A 20,418-nucleotide genomic window follows, 5' to 3' on the forward strand; every position below is an offset into this window, starting at 1 on the left:
CTTGGCAGAATTTACTCAGTATGGGAATCAATGCAAAGAGTCGTTATAAGTAATTTACATCTTTATATCATTGTTCCATACTTTTATTTAAATATTTACAGTGAGGATTTGATTAAGTGATTAAGTTTTTTTCTAAATTCTTTTATATTCTTGGAGAAGAAAAGGTTAAACTATTCTGGTTGTTATTAGCAGCTTTAATGGCATCTTTATTAGAAGCTATAGGTATTGGGCTAATTGGACCATTTTTAAATTTAGCTTCTTATCCAGAGTCAGTACATAACAACGCATTTTTGGCTCCTATTTACAAGCAAACAGGTTTACAAACGGCTAGAGATTTTATTGTGATTGCCGGATTATTTATTTCAATAGTATTTTGTGTAAAATCATTAACATACTTTTTTGTTAAAAGATATATTTATGAGTTTGCATCTAATTTAAAAGCACAGCTTTGCTCTAGATTAATGCATACTTATTTATCAGTTCCATATGTATTTTTTCTAAGCAAAAATACTGCTACAATCATTAAGAATATAGTAATGGAGACCGATAAAGTTTGCTATGATTACGTTCTACCTCTGCTAGAAGGCTGCGCTAACACAGTTGTGACTATTGTTTTAATATTATTGCTAGCAAAAACCGATTTAATTTTTTTGGCAGTAACGTCAGCAGTTATTTTACCAGTAATAATAATCTTCTATCAATTTAGAAAAAGCTTTCGTCGATGGGGAGAACAAGCATCTCAAGCTAGAAAAGAAATGGTTAGTATTATTAACCACAGTTTAGGTAGTATTAAAGAGACACGAATTATTGGCTGTGAGAGATACTTCGAGAGCAAAATGTATGAGCAAGGAAGAAAGTATGCAAAATCGGAATCTCTTTTTAAGTCTTCACAAATTATTCCGCGCGTTGCAATTGAATCAATTTTAGTATTATTTTTGATACTTCTCGTTTGTGTCAATTTAGTTTTATTTAATAAAGGATTACAAGATATTCTTCCTATTTTGAGCGTTTTTGTAATAACGTCGCTTCGTTTAGTTCCGTCTGCAAGTCAATCGATTGCAGCAATCAGCTATGTACAAAATACAGCTTACTCTCTTGATATTATTTACAAGGACTTACGGGATACAGAATTGTACCAAGATGGTAAAGCCATGAAAGAAATAAGTAGTGTTAAAAATTTTGAGACTAGGGAAGACAATAATAAAATTATACCTTTCGTTAATCAAGTAAATTTGAAAAATATCAGCTATAGTTATCCAAATGCTGAATACTCTGCCCTCTCAAATATCTCGCTAACTTTAAAAAAGGGAGAATCAATAGCTTTAATTGGTAAGTCTGGTGCAGGTAAGACGACTCTAGTTGATTTAATCTTGGGTCTTTTACAACCCACAAGTGGTGATATTTGTGTAGATGGAACTTCTATATATCAGGATATTTCTTCTTGGCAAAACCTAGTTGCTTATATTCCTCAATCAATTTTTCTTATAGATGACACCATTGAAAAAAATATAGCTTTTGGCGTTCCAGAACATCTAATTGACCAAAAACGGCTCAAAAACGCTATTGAAGCTGCTCAAATCACAGAGTTTATCAATCAACTGCCAGATGGCATTAATACAGTTGTTGGTGAACGTGGAGTTAGACTTTCGGGTGGTCAGCGTCAAAGGGTGGGAATTGCACGCGCTTTGTACAACGAGAGAGAAATATTGATATTAGATGAAGCTACTTCTGCATTAGATAATGAGACTGAAGCTTTAGTAACAGAAGCAATCCGAGCATTATCTGGCAGCAAAACAATGATTATTATTGCCCATAGGTTAACTACAGTCGAACATTGTGACCGTCTCTACATGCTGAAAGAAGGTCATATAGTTAAATCAGGAACTTACAAAGAAGTTGTTTTAGAAGAAGCTTATTCTCAGGCTTAATAAATTGCGTAAAGAAATGAGAACAAATATTTGCAATAAAACTAATCTAACCCACAACATATTTTAGGCTTTCAATTTATGTCATTAGTTAAACAAATTGTTTTCAAATTATTCCCTCTAAAGCAACGTAATTATATCAGATTGCTAATGTTTAGAGTAATAAGACTGCTTGGCATAAGAAAAATATTGAGCTATTTCAATTTATCAATATCTAATAAATATATCCATCTTAATCACTCAAACGTAGATGAAATTTTGTTAAAATATAAAACAGACATTAACAACTACAAATTTGTTGAGTCAGATGAAATCAAACCCGTTGTGAATTATATTGGGCAATTACAAAGCACAATACAACCTTATATAGCTACAACAGAAACGGTTTTATTAGAAATAAACAATAGTTGTAATTGCTTTTCTTTCCGTAACAGTCATTTATTAGACAAAGAACTGAATGTTTTAGGAGAAACTCGAACGAAAGAATTTGATGCTCGACTTCCTCTACCTATTATTACAAAGTTTATTGATAAAACTATTTGCCTAGATGGAACAATTGCTTACTTATCAGACCCTGACCCAGCAAATTATTACCACTGGATGTGTAGAACGTTACCACTGCTCAGATTTTACCAAAATTTGTCTACGCTAGCCAAAATAGATTATTTTTATACTGGCAAGTTTTCTATCTCTGAGTTCCATAAAGAAACTTTACAAGCAGCAGGTGTGTGCTTAGATAAAGTCATTCAGGAAGGTTGTACGGCAAAGCATTTGCTAATAGCCGTAACTAACCGCTCTCTGCATCTCAATAATCAAGTAAATGACCCAATTAACAAAGAATCATTTGAATTTACGAGAAACTTATTTTATAAGCCTTCAAATTTACGTTATACCAAAAAATCTCGTATTTATGTAAGTAGAGGTAATGTAAGTAGAAGAAAAATAATTAATGAGGCAGAAGTTATTTATTTAATAGAAAAATATGGTTTTGAAACAGTTACTATGGATAATAGAACAGTCCAAGAACAAGCAAATTTATTCTCAAAAGCAGAGGCTATAATTGCGCTTCATGGAGCAGCTTTAACCAATTTACTGTTTGTACAACCAGGTTCAAAAGTTATTGAACTATTACCTGATAACTATACAAATAATTGTTTTTACACACTTGCAAGCTATGCAGAAGCTGATTATTTCTATTTACAAGGCGAATCTCTAAAGCAGAATAATCAAGATTTACGCTTATTAGATACTTATATCAATATTAAAAAACTGGAAACTATTTTAAAATCAGCTTGCTTAGATATACCAATTTTTGAGCGTTTGTAAAAATTCATAGTTCATAGCTTTACGAAATTACACAGAGGTCATAATGGAAGCATACAAATACTATCAAGAACAAGGTTATTATATATTCCGTCAGTTAATTTCTCATGAATTAATTGATAGCTTATTAGCTGAATATCAGTCTAAAATAGTAGCAAGTAACGACTACTTTTTTAGACAATCAAGCAATAAGTGGGAAAAAAATAAAATCTCCATCTACGGTTATTGCGAAGAATCACTTCTAGATATTCACGATTATCCAAATCATTCCTCTTTTTCCGACAGTGCATTACGTATATTTTGTTTACCAGAAGTTAGAAATGCTTTAACTCTTCTTACAGGTGAGCATGAGCATAACGTAATGCAAACCATGTTTTTTGACTTAAATACAGCTACACCTGCTCATCAAGATTGGTATTATTTAGACTCAATGCCCAATGGTCACTTATTAGCTGGATGGTTTGCTCTAGAAGATATTCAACAAGAGGCAGGTCGATTCTATGTACTTCCAAAATCTCATTTGATAGATTTTGAATTAACTATTGATGAAAAAATTTCTAGTCCTTATTACCAACAAAAATTAAAAAAATATTTAGAAGCTCACAAAGAAGAAATGTATGCTCCTGCTTTACAAAAGGGCGATGTATTGTTTTGGAATTCTCGAACAATCCACGGTTCAAGCGCAACATTAGATGCTAGTTACTCTAGAAAATCTTTAACTGCTCATTACCTTCCCAGTAAATATCAATTTGGTAATAGATATGCAACATCTCCTAAAGCTGTGGAGTACGCTTCATACGAAGGTATGAAATATAAACTTGCTCCAGTAGGACATAAACACTACTCAGTGCCGAATAAAGTACAAACAGACCTATACCATTATTTATCTCAGCGGCCTAAATTAATGCGAATAGCGCAATTCATTAGAAAACCTTTGAAAAGTTCACGGGGTTAAGTTTTTGGGTTTACATTAATAGCATATAAAATTGTAAGTGTATAAATCGCGCTTTATTACAATTTAGTTATTGATGTAGCCCTAATTTTATAATTACAATATTTACAATTTTTATTCAACTGAAAAATGCAAAAATTATTTTGTTTTTGTACTTTGGCAATTAGCCGTCCATATAATCTTTTAGCACAAGACCTTGCCAAAGATTTAGAGAAATATTCTCCCGGAACTTTATTGATAGTTTATACAGACTTACCTCATTATTTTAAAGAGCATTCTAATGTCATTGCTTGTCGGCATTCACAAAAAGGTGTTCGTTGTTGCTGGAATGATAAACGATTTGCTATCAAAAAAGCTTTATCAATGTTCGACTCTGCTATTTGTATAGATGCTGATACTCGAATTATCGGTTATGTTCCTGAAGATATGGAATTTTTACCTGGTATTACTGTATATGAGCATTTACATATTCTCGATTTCTTTAAAAATAAAGAAAAGAAGGCATCAAATACTTTGAACAGGTTAAGTAACAAAATGAATCTTTCTATTAAAGATGTACGTTGGGTTCAAGAAAATTTATTTGTAATTACTAAAGATGAAGGTAAGGAAACTGAGTTTATCGAGCAGTGGGATAAAGTGGCTAGATATTTAGACTTTAGAGGAGTTTACGGTGATGGAAATTCAATTGGTTTTGCAGCTGCTAAGGCTGGATGGTCTATTCAAGAAGGTAGATTAAATAAGTTATTAGCTGTGAGGCAACATTCATATATTTCCAGAAGCTTAAAAAAAAGTATATTAAAAAGATTAAAAAATGTACTGGCTTTTTCATATCGTTTTAATAAAGAGCTATTAGTCACTTTAAACGATTTTAAATTCTACTATTAATATGTGTTACTTTTTCATAAGTCCTTAGAATAAATTTCGTTATTCCACATCTTGCAGCATTCTCAACAAGCCCTGCATAAACCGGGCTTATGTACGATAAATTGGGGGTTTATAGCGAAACTTTTGTGACTGTTGCCCGGTTTCTAACCCTGGCGCAAGATGTGAGTTATCCCAAAAACAGTCAAATAATACTTTGATTAATTAAAAAAGTGAAAGTAATACAACTAAGTACCTCTGATATTTTAGGTGGCGCCAGTCGTTCTGCCTATCGTTTACATGAAGGCTTACAACAAATTGGTATTGATTCTCGGATGCTGGTACAAAGTAAGTCTAGCGATAATAGAGCAGTAATGGCGCCCTCACGTAATTTAGAGCAAAGTATTTCCAAACTGAGGGTTGGTATTGATGTATTGCCATTAAATATTTATCAAAAATATCGACAAAGAAAAGCTCCCATATTCTCTTTACAATGGCTACCTGATAAAATACCTCAAAAAGTTGCTAATTTTCAGGCGGACATAATCAATCTTCATTGGGTCAGTACTGCGTATATTAGAGCAGAGACTCTTGCAAAATTTAAACAACCTTTAGTTTGGACACTGCATGATATGTGGGCATTTACAGGAGGATGTCATTATAGTGGCGAATGTAATAATTACACAGCTTCCTGTGGTTCATGTCCTCAACTCGGTAGTAATACCAAGTGGGATTTGTCTCATTGGGTATGGCAACGTAAAGCTAAAGCTTGGAAAAATCTGAATCTTACTATTGCCACTCCTAGTTCGTGGTTGGCAAAGTGTGCGAGTGCTAGCTCTCTATTTCAGGGTTTACGAATTGAACAAATTCCTTATGGATTGAACACAAAGAATTATAGACCAATAAATAAGAAACTAGCTAGAGAGATACTTTGCTTACCCCAAAATAAGCAGCTTGTTTTATTTGGTTCATTAAATGCAACTAGTGATAAAAGAAAAGGGTTCCACCTTTTACAAACTACACTACAAGAATTAAGTCAAGCAGGATGGCACAATAAGTTAGAGCTAGTGATTTTTGGAGCTACTCAACCAGAGAATCCTCCTAATTTCGGTTTTAGAGCTAATTATTTAGGTACATTGACTGACGATTTATCTTTAACACTTTTATATTCAGCAGCAGATGTATTTGTTTTACCTTCACTAGAAGATAACTTACCAAACACTGTGCTTGAAGCGATAGCTTGTGGAACTCCCTGTGTAGCCTTTAACATTGGTGGAATGCCTGATATGATTGAGCATTACAAAAATGGCTACCTAGCACAACCTTTTAAAATTACAGATTTAGCATCTGGTGTAGCTTGGGTGCTAGAAAATGAAGAACGCTATCAAAAACTTCAAGAGCGCGCGCGTCAAAAAACAGAGCAAGAATTTTCCTTAGAACTTCAAGCTCATCGTTACTCATCTCTTTATAATGATGTTCTGTCTAAATCTAATTGTCTAAAGCATAAATAACAAATTGAGCGTTAAAAATAAAACGAAAAATATTTAGGAGAATCTTTATTGAATCTTAAGTCACTAAAACCTTTAGCAAAAAAAATAGAAATATTTCTTGTTATCTTCTATCTTTTCTATTTTTTAATTCCGGGTTTAGCTCCACCTCCTTTTGACCCCGTTTTTAAAGCTTTAAGCTATCCAATAGTTGGTATTTTAATTATTGGGCAATGGAAACGTTTTATGTACGTTTCTACAATGGATATATTGATTCTAGTTTTAATAGTACTATGTTTAACATCGCAATTATGGTCTGCTGCCCCAAATTATACCTCAAATGAAGTTAAAGCCTTGGTTCGTTCTACATTATTTGGAGCATATCTAGCAACTCGCTTTAGTTTGAAAGAGCAAATGCAATTATGGAGTTGGGTTCTAGGGTCAACTGCCGTTCTCTGCTTAATTTTTGGCATTAACCCAATCAATACTGCTTGGACTGGGATATATGGATACAAAAATCACTTAGCTCGAATAATGGTTTTCACTGCAATACTTTTTCTAGCTAAAATTTATAAAAGAGGTAAAGCTTTTTGGTTATATGCTTTCTTGTCTGCGCTTGCAATAATATTAATTATTCTTTCTCAAGCTAAGTCTTGTTATATAATTATGACCATTATGCTTATACTTTTTCCTTTATATAAGTTAACTAGTATTGGTTATAAGTCAAAAACACTATTACTATTAACTTCACTGATTATCAGTGGCATAAGCATAGCATTACTTTTACAAAACTTAGAAATATTTTTGGTAGACATTTTAGGAAAAGATTTAACATTTAATGGACGTACCCAAATTTGGGAATTGATGTTTGATAAAGTTTGGCAGCGACCTTGGACAGGCTATGGTTTTGCTGCGTTCTGGACTTCTGATGAATCTTCATATATTCTCCAATATTCTTGGGCAAGAGGCGCTAAAGATTTCCGCTTTAATTCACATAATAGCTATATGGAAATACTTTTACAAATAGGAATTCCAGGTCTTGTATTATACCTTATTAATTACTTAACAGTGTTATTGCGTTCGATTACTTTATTTAATTCAACTTTTGAAATAGAAGACAGGATAACATTATTCTGGGTAATTCAAAATTTAGTTGCAATGTTTCTATTAGCTTGGGCTGATAGTGGTGGTGTATTAAGTAACGATTCTATTTGGTCTTTTTATGTATCAATAGCACTTACAATTGCTGTTTATTACAAACGACTTAGAAACAAACAAGCAATATTCCAGTTAGATAAAAGAATTTCAACTCAAGTTTAGCTAAAGAAATTGTTTTAAAGTGTAAAATTTATGTCAATTCTTTTCTTAACCACTATCATTCCCCGTCAACAAAAGATGGGTAGTGAAGTTGCATCGCAATGCTTCATTGATGCTCTTAAGCAGAAGGGTCATGAAGTCACAGTTGTAGGATATATGCGGCAAGATGATGTTTTTGAGCCAAATTCTCAAGAGATAGTCATAAGTAAGCGGTATATAGAAACCAAAAAAGCAAAACTATACCCAATTTTTTGGTTTATCATCAGTTTATTCAAAGGAATTCCTTACTCAGCAGCAAAGTATTATTCCAGTGCTTATGTCAAAACAATAAAATCGCTAGTATCAAGTAATCAATATGATGCCATTATTATTGAACACTCTCAGTTAGGCTGGTTGGCGCCTTTCATAAAAAATAAAGATAAGCTAATTTTTATCGCTCATAATATTGAGCATGAAATCTATCATTACCATTTTCAAAAATCAAGCAACTTAATATCAAAATTGATTTATAAACGAGAAGCCAGGTTAATAAAGAGAATCGAAGATAAATTGGTAACAGGAGTAAGACAAGTTTGGGCACTAACGGAACATGATGCTAAGTATTTTCGTGGGGTAAAGGGAGCAATGGGAGTAAAGGTCTTTCCTTTAAGCCCTGGTTCAGGTAAATTACCAGATAAACCTATTAATAAAAAGTTTGATATTGGTTTGATTGGAAGTTGGTTGTGGAAGCCAAATCAAGAAGCCTTACATTGGTTCTTACAAAATGTATATCCACAATTGCCTAATAATCTATCAATTCATGTAGCTGGTAAAGGTGCTGATTGGCTAATTAAAGAATACCCTAATATTCATTATCGCGGTATTGTTCCTAATGCCCAAGAGTTTATGGCACAGGCAAAGGTAGTCGCTGTTCCTACCCTGAGTGGTGGTGGTATACAAATTAAAACTTTGGATGCCATTGCTTCTGGATCTTTACTCGTAGCTACTCCAGTGGCTATGCGGGGAATTCCTCAGCCTCCTTTAACAGTCAAAGTTGCCAAAACCTCAGAGGAATTTACTAAACTTCTTGTAAAAGCAACAGCTTCTTCACATCATCAAGAAACTTTTCACAATGCAAAAAACTGGTACTGCTTAAGGAGAAATAAATTTTTTAACGAAATTGATTACGCGATTAAAGCTATTTAATTAGCTTTTATATTAGTAAACAATCATTAATGAATTGATAGCTTATAATAAAAAAGTGTTATTATATTTTAATTCCTCAAATATTTGGCAGTTTTTTATAACATATTTGTTTCCAAATTAAATGTAGACCACATGAAAATATCGATTATTACACCTGTGTATAATGCTGTTAATACCATTGAGAAAACTATTCTTAGTGTTATTAATCAGCAAATTGAATTCCAGTTAGAATACATTATCGTTGATGGCAAATCCAATGATGGTACTATAGAAATAATTAAAAAGTATTTCAACCGAATAAGCGTATTTATTTCGGAAACAGATAAAGGTGTATATGATGCCATGAATAAAGGGTTAGCTATTGCTACTGGAGATATAATTGGCATTATTAATGCTGATGACTGGTATAACGATGGAGCATTTAAAATCGTTGAAAAGACTTTTCTTGATAACACAAATATAGAGATTAGTTATTCACCAATACATAATTACTTTAATAATGAGTATTTAAATACTTTTGTTCCAGGAAGTTTAGAAAATTTAATATTTAAATTTACAATTAATCATCCTAGTTGCTTTGTAAGAAAGGAAGTTTACCAAAAGGTAGGTATATTTGATTTAAAATATTCAATGGCTGCCGATTATGATTTTATTTTTCGAGCTTACACAATGGGGATTAACTTTTACCACATTAATACTCCCCTTGTTAGTTATTCGCTAAATGGCGTAACTGGAAAACCATTAACAAAATTTAAACAAATTTATGAAAGTTGGAAAGTTGCCTCTAGCTTTGTTGATAAAAAATCAAATTTTTTTCTAAAAAAGCGATTAATTTTTTATATTGTTTGGATGCTAAAAGAACTATTAGCTTTACCAATTAAGTTATTAATTAAACCACATTTAGCTAGAAAACTTAAATCTTATATTAGGTCAATCTTAGGTGGCTTACCAGCAGATAAGTATGGTGCTTGGTAATTTTTTTATTAAAAATTAATTGACAAGAATAAATTGGAGTAGATATGAATAATAGTATTCTAATTAAAAAGTTTGATGAAATATCAATATTGGGAATCAGGTTTCACAAATTGAAAGTTAATGAATTAATAGATTATATTATTATTACCGCCAAATTAAACAAAAAGACGGTTGTCGGTAATGTAAATATAAGAGCTGTTAATTTTGCCTATGATTTACCTTGGTACCGAGATTTTATTAATAAATCTGACTTAGTATTTTGCGATGGATTTGGTATTCTATTAGGAGCAAAACTTTGTGGTAATTGCGTTGAATCTCATCATCGTATGACTTGTCCAGATTATATTGAAAACTTAGCGCTAGCTTGTGAGAAAGAAAATATTTCTATATTTTTACTCGCTGGCAAGCCAGGTATAGTAGAAAAAGCTATTACTAAATTATCAACTGTCGCACCAAAATTAAAAGTCAAAGGACATCATGGCTATTTTTATAAGAATGGCAAGGAAAACGACCTAGTTATTCAACAAATTAATCAATTTAAACCAGATATTTTGTACGTTGGCTTTGGTATGCCAGTACAAGAAAAGTGGATTTTAAATAATTTAGAAAAAATTGATGCTAAAGTCTTTTTACCTCTAGGCGCCTGCCTTGACTTTTATACTGCTGAAGTCTATAGAGGTCCTGTTTGGATAACTAATTTAGGGTTGGAGTGGTTAACTAGATTATTCACTGAACCAAGACGCTTGTGGAGCCGCTACCTGGTCGGTAATCCCTTATTCTTCTATCGGCTTTTACAACAAAAGTTTTCTAAAGCAATTCGTTAGTTTTTTTCATTATTAGGCAACAACATATTACACCCCAATTTCAACACTTAAAAAGTAACCAACAATGTTAGCTTCACAGCAAATCGAAAATTTAAAAACAGAAGATTTAACACAATTTCCAACTATTTCTATAGTTATTCCTAACTATAATAGTGGAAAAACTATTGGAGCCGCCATAGAAAGTTTAATTGCACAAAACTACCCGAATTTAGAAATTATTGTCATTGATGGCGGTTCAACAGATAATAGTTTTGAAGTAATTAAAGAATTTGAGTCTTATTTAGCTTGCTGGGTAAGTGAAAAAGATTATGGTCAATCTAACGCTATCAATAAAGGTTTGGCAAATTGTTCTGGTGAAATTGTTAACTGGTTGTGTAGCGATGATTTTATTAAACCTGGTGCTTTACATAAAGTGGCTAAGTACTTTATCGAGTTGCCCGATATTGATGTTTTGGTTGGTCGTGGCGAGATTGTTTTCACAGGTGAAAATTTAGATAAATCAAATGGGAAAGTTAACTTTTGGCTAAATTTATTGGGTAAAATTATTGGGTTAGGCAATCGTTCTATAATCCAAAACAAGCAAAGTAAACAGACGTATATCAAGGCTCCTACACTCAAACAAATTTCTCTTATATCTGTTCAGAATCCTATTGCCCAACCAAGTTGCTTTTTTAGACGTAGTTTGCTGAATCGTCCTAAACCAATCGACGAAACTTATAACTATGCAATGGACACAGAACTTTGGAATTATTTTCAATGTCAAGGTGCTAATTGGAAATGCATTGATGATGTGTTAAGCGTATCTATTCAAGATGGTCAAAATAAGACTAGTACGGGAGGCTACAAAATTACTCTTGAATTAGAACGTATATATAACACTTATGTAAAAGAAATAATTCCTCTAACATTTTGGCATAGAAGGCTACGTTATCCTTTAGAGCGGTGCATGGCTCTTTATGACAATCAGGTTCTGTTATACATTGTTGGATTAATTTGGATAGTAGTCACCTTTATATTAGCTCTATTTTACGGCTTAGATAAAGTCTGGGCTTTGCGATGGAAGCGATGGATTTGAATAATAAATAATTATAAAAAATGTCAGCATAAAAAATCTAATTTAAAATCATGATGCAATTATTTATCGCATGGGTTCCTTTTCAACGTCGTTCAATATCTATGAAGTCGTATTTTGGATATGAACTTCAATTTTTATCATTTGCATTTAAAAGTCGTTTTTTAAGGCCATTAGAGTATGCTTTTAAAGCTTGGAAAACTCTAACGCTATTTTTACACCAGCATCCTCAAGTCATCTGGGTGCAACTTCCTCCAAGCCCCATACTTCATATAGCTTATTTCTATAAGATATTTTTTGACAAAACAGTTAGAATTATTGCAGACTGTCATAATGCTACTTTTCGCTCTCCTTGGATAAAAATTCCTGGAATAGTAACTCTCCTTAATCGTTGCGATTTAATTCTGATACATAATGATTTAGTCAAAGCGCAGGCCGTAGCAATTGGTGTAAATTCAGAAAAGTTATATGTGTTAGAAGACCCACCTGCATTAGTAGAAAATAACACAAAACTTAACCAGCAATTATTCACACACCCCTTGATTTTATGTCCCTGTTCTTTTAACTATGATGAACCAATTCAAACAGTTTTAGATGCTGCTCGATTAACTCCAGAAATTACATATGTTCTGACAGGAAAAGTCGAACGAGCCAAAGGTATCCATGATTTAAGTTGTATTCCAACTAATATTAAGTTCCCTGGTTTTCTTTCACAATCGGAATTCGATAATTTGCTGTGCAATGCAGATGCAATTTTAGGATTAACAAAATTAGACGGCATTCAGCTTAGTGTTGCAAATGAAGCTGTAGGGGCTGCAAAACCAATGATTCTTGCCAATACACATATTTTGAAAAAACTTTTTTACAAAGGAGCAATTTATGTAGATGCTATTGATTCTAACTCGATTGCACAAGGTTGTAAAGAAGCTTTACTGAGAAAAAATGAATTAACTCAAGCAGTTAGTGAATTAATTATAGAACGTCAAAAACGTTGGCTTGCTCAAGCAGAAAAATTGATATAGTTGGCTCTAAATAATGAAGTCAATAAATTTTGAAATAATGAAGATAAATTTTATATATGTTAATCACAAAAATTGCTTTTACATTATGTAGTTTAAAGCTAATTTGTTTTCACGAAATCAAGAGCTAGGAGATTAGATAGTTATGTCCAGTTTAGACCGAGCGAATAAAATACTGATTATTGTTGAAAACCTTCCTGTACCTTTTGACCGACGGGTATGGATGGAAGCAATTACTTTGAAGAAGGCTGGCTATGAAGTCTCAGTGATTTGCCCAATAAGTGATACTTGTAATAAAAATTATGAAGTAATTGAAGGAATTCATATCTATCGTCATCCACTTCCTGTAGAAGAGAGTTCTGTCAAGGGTTATCTTAGAGAATATGCTTGGGCTGTGTATTGGCAGTTCCGTTTAGCGCACAAGGTTTGGCAAACACAGGGTTTCGATACCGTCCACATTTGTAATCCCCCAGACTTACTTTTTTTGACAGCAGGATGGTTCAAACTATTTCATGGTGTAAAAGTTATCTTCGACCACCACGACTTGAGTCCAGAAATGTACATTGCTAAGTACAACCGCAAAGATATTTTTTACCACGGTTTGCGTTGGGCAGAACGTTTGACTTATGCAATAGCAGACCTTGCCATCGCCACAAATGAATCCCACCGAAAGGTAGCTATTACCAGAGGTGGTAAAAAGCCAGAGGAAGTTTTTATCGTCCGGAGTGCGCCAGACCTTTCACGCTTTACTTTAATGCCTCCAAATCCAATCTACAAAAAAGGTAAAAAATTCTTGATAGGCTACATGGGTGTTATGGGTGAACCAGAGGGTATTGACTATTTGCTGAGAATCGTGCAGTACCTAGTTCAGAAGGAGAATCGCAAAAATATTCACTTCATGCTAATTGGAAATGGCCCCGCAAAAGATCGGCTAGAAACTTTAGCAGTTGAATTGGGGATTACAGAATATATAGAATTTACTGGATTTAAAACTGGTAAAGAACTTTTAGAACGCCTTTCTACTTGCGATGTTTGTGTAGAACCATCCCCAACATCTGTTTATAACGAACACTGTACAATGAATAAAATATTAGAGTACATGGCTTTAGGGAAACCGATTGTTCAGTTCGATTTACGAGAGGGAAGACGTTCAGCACAGGAGGCTTCTCTATACGCCAAGCCAAATGATGAAATAGAGTTTGCTTATAGAATCATTGAATTGCTGGATTCTCCGCAACTTCGCCAATCTATGGGAGCGGAAGGAAGACGACGAATGGAAGAAATTCTTGAATGGCGCCATCAAGCACCAAAACTGTTGGATGCTTATTTTGCTATTTCCCCACTATCAAAGTTATCACCGAAAAATCTTGTTCGTTATTCAAGTAATTAAGTTGAGTTTTAAATAGTTAGTTTGTATTTATATAAATTAACTAATTTGTACGTACATTTAGCTTAAGAACAAAATTATCAAGAGGTATAGAAGCGAATCGTGACTTACAAATCATTACCGCTAGTAGCTTTTAAACCAGATTTAAGGTCAGCAAAAGGCGCCCAAATTCAGCGAGGATTCATAGTTCGATTACTTCGGGTAATCACATTGGTAATTTTAGATGCTGTATCCTTAGTTTTAGCATGGAGGCTAGCAATATATTTCGGGACTCCAATTCAATCACCTTGGACACAAGAAGTATCTTTTCTATTACTAAATGTAACTGTTGGACTTACTATCTTCATAACTTCAGGTTTATACAAAGCTGGTACTAATCGTCGTAACTATACGCGCGTTATTAAAGCCATTTCACTTTCTTCTATTCTGCTGCTACTCATTGGCTTTCTCTATGCTCCTGAAGTATATGTATCGCGCTCAATTTTCTTGCTCTCTTGGTTATTGTCTGTAATTTTTACTTGTGCTTCTCGCTTTATCTTTGATACCAGTACAAAACTTCTCCGTAATCAAGGCGCCGTGCGTCACGCTATCTTTCTAATTACTGATTTAGAAGAGCAACAAGAGCAAGTTAATTTGATAGAAAAAGAAAATTGCTACATAGTTCAAGGTGTTGCTGATTCGAGTTGTCTTGATTTAGCTAATCGTGAACAGACATTGCAGTATCTACGCGAACTCGGTGTAGTGGAAGCTTTTGTTTCTTGGAGTTCTATTAAAGACCGCTTGTATATTTGCTGGCATTTTTATACTGCTGGCATTACAATTCGTATACTGCCGAATAAGCGCGAGCTATATCACCCCAAATCTCAAGTTTGGATGCTTGGCGACCTTCCTTGTCTAACTATTCCGGCGCCTATTGTTGCTGGTACTGATTTTTGGCTGAAACGAATTTTTGATTTGGTTTGTTCGACAATACTATTAATTGCTTTTTCGCCACTGTACATTAGTATTGCTCTGCTCATCAAACTTGACTCTCCAGGGCCTATTTTCTTTAAGCAAGACCGAGTGGGGTTACATAGTAAAAAGTTTAAAATTTGGAAGTTCAGAACTATGGTGACGAATGCAGAAAAACTACAGGCTGCATTAGAAGCCAAAAATGAAATTAAAGATGGGGTACTGTTTAAACTTAAAGATGACCCACGCATTACTAAAGTTGGTAAGTTTTTACGTCGCTATAGTCTTGATGAGTTGCCACAGTTATTTAATGTGGTACTTGGTGAAATGAGTTTAGTTGGTCCACGTCCACTTCCGTTACGTGATGTGGAACGTTTTAAGACTATGCATTTTATTCGTCAGGAAGTTCTGCCTGGTATAACTGGTTTATGGCAAGTGTCTGGACGTTCGGATATTGATAATTTTGAAGAGGGTGTGCGATTGGATATTACTTATATTGAAAATTGGTCGGTTTGGCTTGATTTGAAAATTTTGTTCAAAACTGTTGGGGTTGTGTTTAATAAAACTGGCGCCTATTAATAATTTGAGGGCGGGCAGGGATGCCCGCTCCACAATAAATTTTTTTACAATACACCTTCTGTGTCCGGCGCCACAATTTCACCTTCGCCGATTTCCAACATCATGTCTTGATCGGTTATTAATTCGCTTAATTCTTTGACTTGTAGGTTCATATCTTCGCAAGCTTTGCGTAAGTCTCTGGCAAACTCGTTGAGATTATCACCATAACCGCATTGTCGTGCAGCGGTTTGTATTCCTTGTTTGGCATTCGCACGCGCGCAGTCTACTAGTTCTGTGCCTTGTAATTTTTCTAGAGATGCCATTACTTTATCCTTTATTTTATATTCGCCACTTTGGTTAAAGTAACAATTTATATTTATTGAGTCTTCTTTCTTACGGTTGAAATATTAATCCCCCCTAACCCCCCTTGATAAGGGGGGAACAAGATAGAGAATTCTTAGCCCCCGAATTTGCGGGGGGGTTGCTGCTTCTCAATATTAACCATTGATGACGGCGCCACCATTTGGATGCAATACTTGACCTGTTATATATGATGAGTCGTCTGAAGCTAGGAATACATAGCTTGGCGCCACTTCTTCGGGTTGTCCTGCCCGCTGCATTGGTACTTGTTTACCAAAATTAGCTACTTTTTCTTCAGGGAATGTTGCAGGTATTAAAGGTGTCCATATTGGCCCTGGTGCAACACCGTTAACGCGAATGCCTTTTTCTACTAAGTTTTGTGATAGCGAACGGGTGAAAGCTACAATGGCGCCTTTGGTAGAAGAATAATCTAGTAATTGCGGATTGCCTTTATAGGCAGTAACTGAAGTTGTGTTAATAATTGCACTACCTTCGTGTAGGTGCTTCATTGCCGCTTTGGTCATGAAGAACATTGAAAAAATGTTTGTACGGAAGGTTTTTTCTAATTGTTCTTCGGTAATATCTTCTATACTTTCTTGCGGATGCTGTTCGGCAGCGTTGTTGACTAAAATATCTAGCTTGCCCAATTCGTCTACAGTTTGCTGAACTGCTTGCTGGCAAAAAGATTCTGAACCAATATCACCTGCTATTGTAACCGCGCGACGACCGTATTTCTCAACTAGATGCTTTGTTTCTTTGGCATCTTCGTGTTCGCTTAAGTAAAGAATTGCTACGTCGGCGCCTTCTTTTGCATAGGCAATGGCAACAGCACGTCCGATACCACTATCGGCGCCTGTAATTAATGCGACTTTATTCTCTAATTTACCACTACCCCGATATTTTTCATCATCAGATACGGGTTTTGGAGTCATTTGCGCTTCAGAACCTGGTAACTCTTGAGATTGTGGTGGCTGTAATTGTTCTTGTGGCATAACAAAACTTAAAATTAATTAACTATCAGCCGCAATTAAAAACTAAACCTTGGATTGATTACTCTCTCCAAGGTAATAAAGATGTGTGTGTGTTCCCATGTGCATTGCTAGTTACTACTGGTATTCAATAATCAAGGTAAAATTACTTTTTATTGCCTCACACCCAAAATTATACCTTCGTAACCGACAACGCTATTTACTCACAAGCCTATTGCAATAAAGGATTGTTTGTAAACTTGTTTATACAATTTAAACTCTCTTTAAAATTAATTAATCGTTCTTCTGATATAAAGAAATAATAAAAAAATTCCGAATATCTCAACCTTGAGATATAAGAAACCAGGTTTCTAGCCCAAATTTTTGTTTATATTACAAGTTATGACAAAGAAACCTGGTTTCTAGGATTTTTTTGGATACAAGAAAGGATACAAGAAACCTGGTTTCTACCCCCAAATTTTTATTTATATTACAAGTTATGACAAAGAAACCTGGTTTCTAGGATTTTTTTGGATACAAGAAAGGATACAAGAAACCTGGTTTCTACCCCCAAATTTTTGTTTATATTACAAGTTATGACAAAGAAACCAGGTTTCTAGGGTTTTTTGAGCAAAACTGCTTCTTTAGAGTAATTGCTTTCCTCACATTAATGTTCGAGATTTATATAATGTGACTTAAACACAGCAAGCATCCGCGCGTTTGTCGAGGTATACCTTTGTGTTGAGCATCTAATTGGGAGTATATGAGTGAGGCACAAGTGCTATGCAAACCTTTGATAGTAGTTCGCATGTAATAGAGCAGGTTGATACTTTCCGCGACTTGCAAACTACTTTACGCGACCGTTGGAAAACCATTGAATTATTCGACAACAGCGATGCTGATATTCTTGTCATTCCCTCGCTAAGTCTCGACCAGCGCGAACTTATGAAGGTTGAAGGTTGTGAACATTATGAAGAACGATTATTATTCTCTTTAATTAGGTTAAGAAATCCTCGGACACGGTTAGTTTACGTGACTTCAATGCCATTGCATCCGAGTGTTGTTGATTATTATTTACAGTTATTGCCAGGAATTCCCTTTTCTCACGCACGTAACCGTCTGTTACTATTATCTACTTACGACTCATCGCAAAAGCCCCTTAGTCAAAAAATTTTAGAACGTCCTCGTTTGCTTGAGCGGATTCGTCAAGCTTTACGTTTAAACAAGTCATTTATGACGTGCTATAATTCTACCGATTTAGAGGCTGAATTATCTATAAAGTTAGGTGTGCCTCTATATGCTGCGGCGCCTGACTTACAGATATGGGGAACGAAAAGCGGTAGTAGACAAATTTTCGCAGAGTCAAATGTGCCTCATCCTGATGGAAGTCCTTTGGTTAAAACTGTTTCGGAGTTAGCGGAAGTTGCAGCACAGTTGTGGGAGCGTCAACCAACATTACAACGTATGGTTGTTAAACTCAACGAAGGTATTTCTGGTGAAGGAAATGCTTTGTTGGACTTACGACCAATATCTCATATGGCGCCACCAAACGAGACACATTCATCTCGTGTTGCAGCAATTAAAGAAAATTTCTTGTTACTGCGCTTCCAAGCAAGCCAAGAAAGTTGGGATAATTTTTCTGGACGTATTGCAGAACTTGGCGCCATCGTCGAAGCTTTTGTAGAAGGAGAAATCAAACGTTCTCCTAGTGTACAAGGACGCATTACTCCCACAGGTGAGGTAGAAATTTTATCTACTCACGACCAAATACTAGGTGGCCCCGATGGGCAAATATACTTAGGTTGCGAATTCCCTGCTGATGAAGCATATAGACTACGCTTACAGCAGTTGGGTTTAAAAGTTGGTCAGAATTTAGCAGAAAAAGGCGCCTTAGAGCGTTATGGTGTTGACTTTATTACCGTCCAAAAAGAAAATGGCGAGTGGGATATTCAAGCAATTGAAATTAACTTGCGAAAAGGTGGTACAACTCACCCATTCATGACGTTAAAATTGCTAACGAACGGTCGTTATAATCTTTCAACAGGTTTATTTTACAGCCAACAAGGGCGCCCGAAATACTATATTGCTACTGATAACCTACAAAAAGACCGCTATAAAGGATTATTACCGAATGACTTGATGGATATCATTGCCCATCACCGTTTGCACTTTGACTCTGGCACTGAGACGGGAACAGTATTCCATTTGATGGGCTGTTTGTCACAGTTTGGAAAATTAGGGTTAACAAGTATTGGCGACTCGCTACAAGAGGCTGAAGATATTTACAATAAGGTCACGAAAGTTTTGGATGCAGAAACTAGTAATAAGAATCGTGATTTTTCTAGTATTTCAGAGTATGCTTTGCCTATTTCTTGGGAAGAAGGTTAGTTGATTATTGATTGGGCTTCTTCTGTCTGTGGACTATATGCCTCTGTAGTAAAATAGAATACTTTGTCACCACGGAGACTATTAGGGCGCAGAGGTAGAATCTCCCGGATATCCTACTTTGAGGCAAAACTACATTTATGTTACGCTTTGAGATACTTCTGGGCATAACACCCCTGGATCATTCATTCTGTGCTTACTCTAACGCTAAAATATAAAAAATTGAGGCGCCTGCATGAAAGCGATTGAAGTGACTGGTAGTATTGACCAAAAGGGAAACCTAATTTTAGATGAGCTTATTCACGTAGAAACTTACCCTAGTCGTGTCCGGGTGATAGTACTATTTACAGAACAAGAAGAGAGTGACCCCGACGATACACCCATAGAAGATGTTAAAGCTAGCTTGAGAAGAGGATTTGAGCAAGCTAAAGCTGGTCAACGCTTGCCATTATCCCAAATGTGGGAGGGAATCGATGCCGAATGATTTACCATTAGTTTCAATTGACTTAACTCCTGAATATAAGCAAAACTTACGTGAGCTTTCTAAACGTTATCGTAATATTCGTTCGGATACCCAATCAATAATAGGGCAGCTACAATTAGGGAACTTTACTGGAGATAGAATTGTTGGTATTGGCGAAGAATACATAGTCTATAAAGTACGAGTTCGCAACAGCAACATTCAAAAGGGTAAAAGTGCTGGGTATCGTCTGGTATATCAACTTGAGTCACCAACAAGTGTTCTGCTGATCACAATTTATTCAAAATCTGACAGAGAAGATATTGGAGCGAACGAAATTCAAGAAATTATTGGTCAATATTATAGCGACAAAAAAAAAGATTAATAGAGATTCCCGACCTTGTAAAAG

18 protein-coding genes are annotated in these 20,418 nt (G+C 34.8%); 16 read left to right on the plus strand and 2 right to left on the minus strand.

Annotated elements, in window-relative coordinates; genetic code table 11:
- Positions 1 to 116 precede the first annotated feature (116 nt).
- The 13 genes from DSM106972_RS18220 (at position 117) to DSM106972_RS18280 (ending at position 15,857) form a co-directional block, all read left to right on the plus strand.
- Positions 117 to 1,928 (plus strand): ABC transporter ATP-binding protein, encoded by a 1,812-nt coding sequence (locus DSM106972_RS18220; protein ID WP_127082032.1) that lies wholly within the window; start codon positions 117 to 119, stop codon positions 1,926 to 1,928.
- Between the two features lie 78 nt (positions 1,929 to 2,006).
- On the plus strand, positions 2,007 to 3,251 hold the full coding sequence (locus DSM106972_RS18225) for a glycosyltransferase family 61 protein (RefSeq protein ID WP_127082033.1): 1,245 nt from the start codon (positions 2,007 to 2,009) through the stop codon (positions 3,249 to 3,251).
- Between the two features lie 43 nt (positions 3,252 to 3,294).
- On the plus strand, positions 3,295 to 4,203 hold the full coding sequence (locus DSM106972_RS18230) for a phytanoyl-CoA dioxygenase family protein (RefSeq protein ID WP_127082034.1): 909 nt from the start codon (positions 3,295 to 3,297) through the stop codon (positions 4,201 to 4,203).
- Positions 4,204 to 4,329: 126 nt separating this feature from the next.
- On the plus strand, positions 4,330 to 5,085 hold the full coding sequence (locus tag DSM106972_RS18235; protein ID WP_127082035.1) for a hypothetical protein: 756 nt from the start codon (positions 4,330 to 4,332) through the stop codon (positions 5,083 to 5,085).
- Between the two features lie 209 nt (positions 5,086 to 5,294).
- Positions 5,295 to 6,572, plus strand: a complete 1,278-nt coding sequence (locus tag DSM106972_RS18240) for a glycosyltransferase family 4 protein (protein WP_127082036.1) — start codon at positions 5,295 to 5,297, stop codon at positions 6,570 to 6,572.
- A gap of 48 nt (positions 6,573 to 6,620) precedes the next feature.
- The gene (locus tag DSM106972_RS18245) at positions 6,621 to 7,868 is read left to right on the plus strand and encodes an O-antigen ligase family protein (RefSeq protein WP_127082037.1); all 1,248 of its coding nucleotides are present in this window, start codon (positions 6,621 to 6,623) and stop codon (positions 7,866 to 7,868) included.
- Between the two features lie 30 nt (positions 7,869 to 7,898).
- Positions 7,899 to 9,050, plus strand: a complete 1,152-nt coding sequence (locus tag DSM106972_RS18250) for a glycosyltransferase (protein ID WP_127082038.1) — start codon at positions 7,899 to 7,901, stop codon at positions 9,048 to 9,050.
- Between the two features lie 132 nt (positions 9,051 to 9,182).
- On the plus strand, positions 9,183 to 10,025 hold the full coding sequence (locus DSM106972_RS18255) for a glycosyltransferase family 2 protein (RefSeq protein WP_127082039.1): 843 nt from the start codon (positions 9,183 to 9,185) through the stop codon (positions 10,023 to 10,025).
- A 44-nt stretch (positions 10,026 to 10,069) separates the two neighbouring features.
- On the plus strand, positions 10,070 to 10,849 hold the full coding sequence (locus tag DSM106972_RS18260; RefSeq protein WP_127082040.1) for a WecB/TagA/CpsF family glycosyltransferase: 780 nt from the start codon (positions 10,070 to 10,072) through the stop codon (positions 10,847 to 10,849).
- Between the two features lie 64 nt (positions 10,850 to 10,913).
- Positions 10,914 to 11,924, plus strand: coding sequence for a glycosyltransferase family 2 protein (locus DSM106972_RS18265; RefSeq protein WP_127082041.1), 1,011 nt, complete (start codon positions 10,914 to 10,916; stop codon positions 11,922 to 11,924).
- 50 nt (positions 11,925 to 11,974) lie between these two features.
- Entirely contained in the window at positions 11,975 to 12,943 is a 969-nt protein-coding gene (locus DSM106972_RS18270) for a glycosyltransferase family protein (RefSeq protein WP_127082042.1), read from the plus strand.
- 142 nt (positions 12,944 to 13,085) lie between these two features.
- Positions 13,086 to 14,330, plus strand: coding sequence for a glycosyltransferase family 4 protein (locus tag DSM106972_RS18275; protein ID WP_127082043.1), 1,245 nt, complete (start codon positions 13,086 to 13,088; stop codon positions 14,328 to 14,330).
- A gap of 96 nt (positions 14,331 to 14,426) precedes the next feature.
- Positions 14,427 to 15,857: a sugar transferase gene (locus DSM106972_RS18280; RefSeq protein ID WP_411675318.1), complete on the plus strand. Its 1,431-nt coding sequence runs from the start codon at positions 14,427 to 14,429 to the stop codon at positions 15,855 to 15,857.
- Between the two features lie 44 nt (positions 15,858 to 15,901).
- Here the strand turns inward: DSM106972_RS18280 and DSM106972_RS18285 are convergent, their stop codons facing one another.
- Together DSM106972_RS18285 and DSM106972_RS18290 are read right to left on the minus strand one after the other, a co-directional pair.
- The gene (locus DSM106972_RS18285; protein ID WP_127082045.1) at positions 15,902 to 16,159 is read right to left on the minus strand and encodes a hypothetical protein; all 258 of its coding nucleotides are present in this window, start codon (positions 16,157 to 16,159) and stop codon (positions 15,902 to 15,904) included.
- Between the two features lie 174 nt (positions 16,160 to 16,333).
- The gene (locus tag DSM106972_RS18290; protein ID WP_127082046.1) at positions 16,334 to 17,188 is read right to left on the minus strand and encodes an SDR family oxidoreductase; all 855 of its coding nucleotides are present in this window, start codon (positions 17,186 to 17,188) and stop codon (positions 16,334 to 16,336) included.
- A gap of 759 nt (positions 17,189 to 17,947) precedes the next feature.
- Here DSM106972_RS18290 and DSM106972_RS18295 point away from each other — a divergent pair.
- The 3 genes from DSM106972_RS18295 (at position 17,948) to DSM106972_RS18305 (ending at position 20,394) form a co-directional block, all read left to right on the plus strand.
- Positions 17,948 to 19,552: a peptide ligase PGM1-related protein gene (locus tag DSM106972_RS18295; protein WP_127082047.1), complete on the plus strand. Its 1,605-nt coding sequence runs from the start codon at positions 17,948 to 17,950 to the stop codon at positions 19,550 to 19,552.
- A gap of 232 nt (positions 19,553 to 19,784) precedes the next feature.
- A complete protein-coding gene (locus DSM106972_RS18300; RefSeq protein WP_127082048.1) occupies positions 19,785 to 20,033 on the plus strand; it encodes a type II toxin-antitoxin system RelN family antitoxin in 249 nt (82 codons plus the stop codon).
- Positions 20,023 to 20,394 carry a type II toxin-antitoxin system RelE/ParE family toxin gene (locus tag DSM106972_RS18305; protein WP_127082049.1) on the plus strand — a complete coding sequence of 124 codons (372 nt, stop codon included), beginning with the start codon at positions 20,023 to 20,025 and terminating at the stop codon, positions 20,392 to 20,394. The genes DSM106972_RS18300 and DSM106972_RS18305 overlap by 11 nt, the downstream gene beginning before the upstream one ends.
- Positions 20,395 to 20,418 lie beyond the last annotated feature (24 nt).

This window comes from Dulcicalothrix desertica PCC 7102 (assembly GCF_003991905.1).
GTDB classification, from domain to species: Bacteria; Cyanobacteriota; Cyanobacteriia; order Cyanobacteriales; family Nostocaceae; genus Dulcicalothrix; species Dulcicalothrix desertica.

What these genes read in the sequence shown, in the direction of transcription:
- DSM106972_RS18225 (WP_127082033.1), top strand. Translation starts at nt 2,007, where the DNA reads ATGTCATTAGTTAAACAAATTGTTTTCAAATTATTCCCTCTAAAGCAA.
- DSM106972_RS18230 (WP_127082034.1), top strand. Translation starts at nt 3,295, where the DNA reads ATGGAAGCATACAAATACTATCAAGAACAAGGTTATTATATATTCCGT.
- DSM106972_RS18235 (WP_127082035.1), top strand. Translation starts at nt 4,330, where the DNA reads ATGCAAAAATTATTTTGTTTTTGTACTTTGGCAATTAGCCGTCCATAT.
- DSM106972_RS18250 (WP_127082038.1), top strand. Translation starts at nt 7,899, where the DNA reads ATGTCAATTCTTTTCTTAACCACTATCATTCCCCGTCAACAAAAGATG.
- DSM106972_RS18255 (WP_127082039.1), top strand. Translation starts at nt 9,183, where the DNA reads ATGAAAATATCGATTATTACACCTGTGTATAATGCTGTTAATACCATT.
- DSM106972_RS18260 (WP_127082040.1), top strand. Translation starts at nt 10,070, where the DNA reads ATGAATAATAGTATTCTAATTAAAAAGTTTGATGAAATATCAATATTG.
- DSM106972_RS18265 (WP_127082041.1), top strand. Translation starts at nt 10,914, where the DNA reads ATGTTAGCTTCACAGCAAATCGAAAATTTAAAAACAGAAGATTTAACA.
- DSM106972_RS18270 (WP_127082042.1), top strand. Translation starts at nt 11,975, where the DNA reads ATGATGCAATTATTTATCGCATGGGTTCCTTTTCAACGTCGTTCAATA.
- DSM106972_RS18275 (WP_127082043.1), top strand. Translation starts at nt 13,086, where the DNA reads ATGTCCAGTTTAGACCGAGCGAATAAAATACTGATTATTGTTGAAAAC.
- DSM106972_RS18285 (WP_127082045.1), bottom strand. Translation starts at nt 16,159, where the DNA reads ATGGCATCTCTAGAAAAATTACAAGGCACAGAACTAGTAGACTGCGCG.
- DSM106972_RS18290 (WP_127082046.1), bottom strand. Translation starts at nt 17,188, where the DNA reads ATGCCACAAGAACAATTACAGCCACCACAATCTCAAGAGTTACCAGGT.
- DSM106972_RS18295 (WP_127082047.1), top strand. Translation starts at nt 17,948, where the DNA reads ATGCAAACCTTTGATAGTAGTTCGCATGTAATAGAGCAGGTTGATACT.
- DSM106972_RS18300 (WP_127082048.1), top strand. Translation starts at nt 19,785, where the DNA reads ATGAAAGCGATTGAAGTGACTGGTAGTATTGACCAAAAGGGAAACCTA.
- DSM106972_RS18305 (WP_127082049.1), top strand. Translation starts at nt 20,023, where the DNA reads ATGCCGAATGATTTACCATTAGTTTCAATTGACTTAACTCCTGAATAT.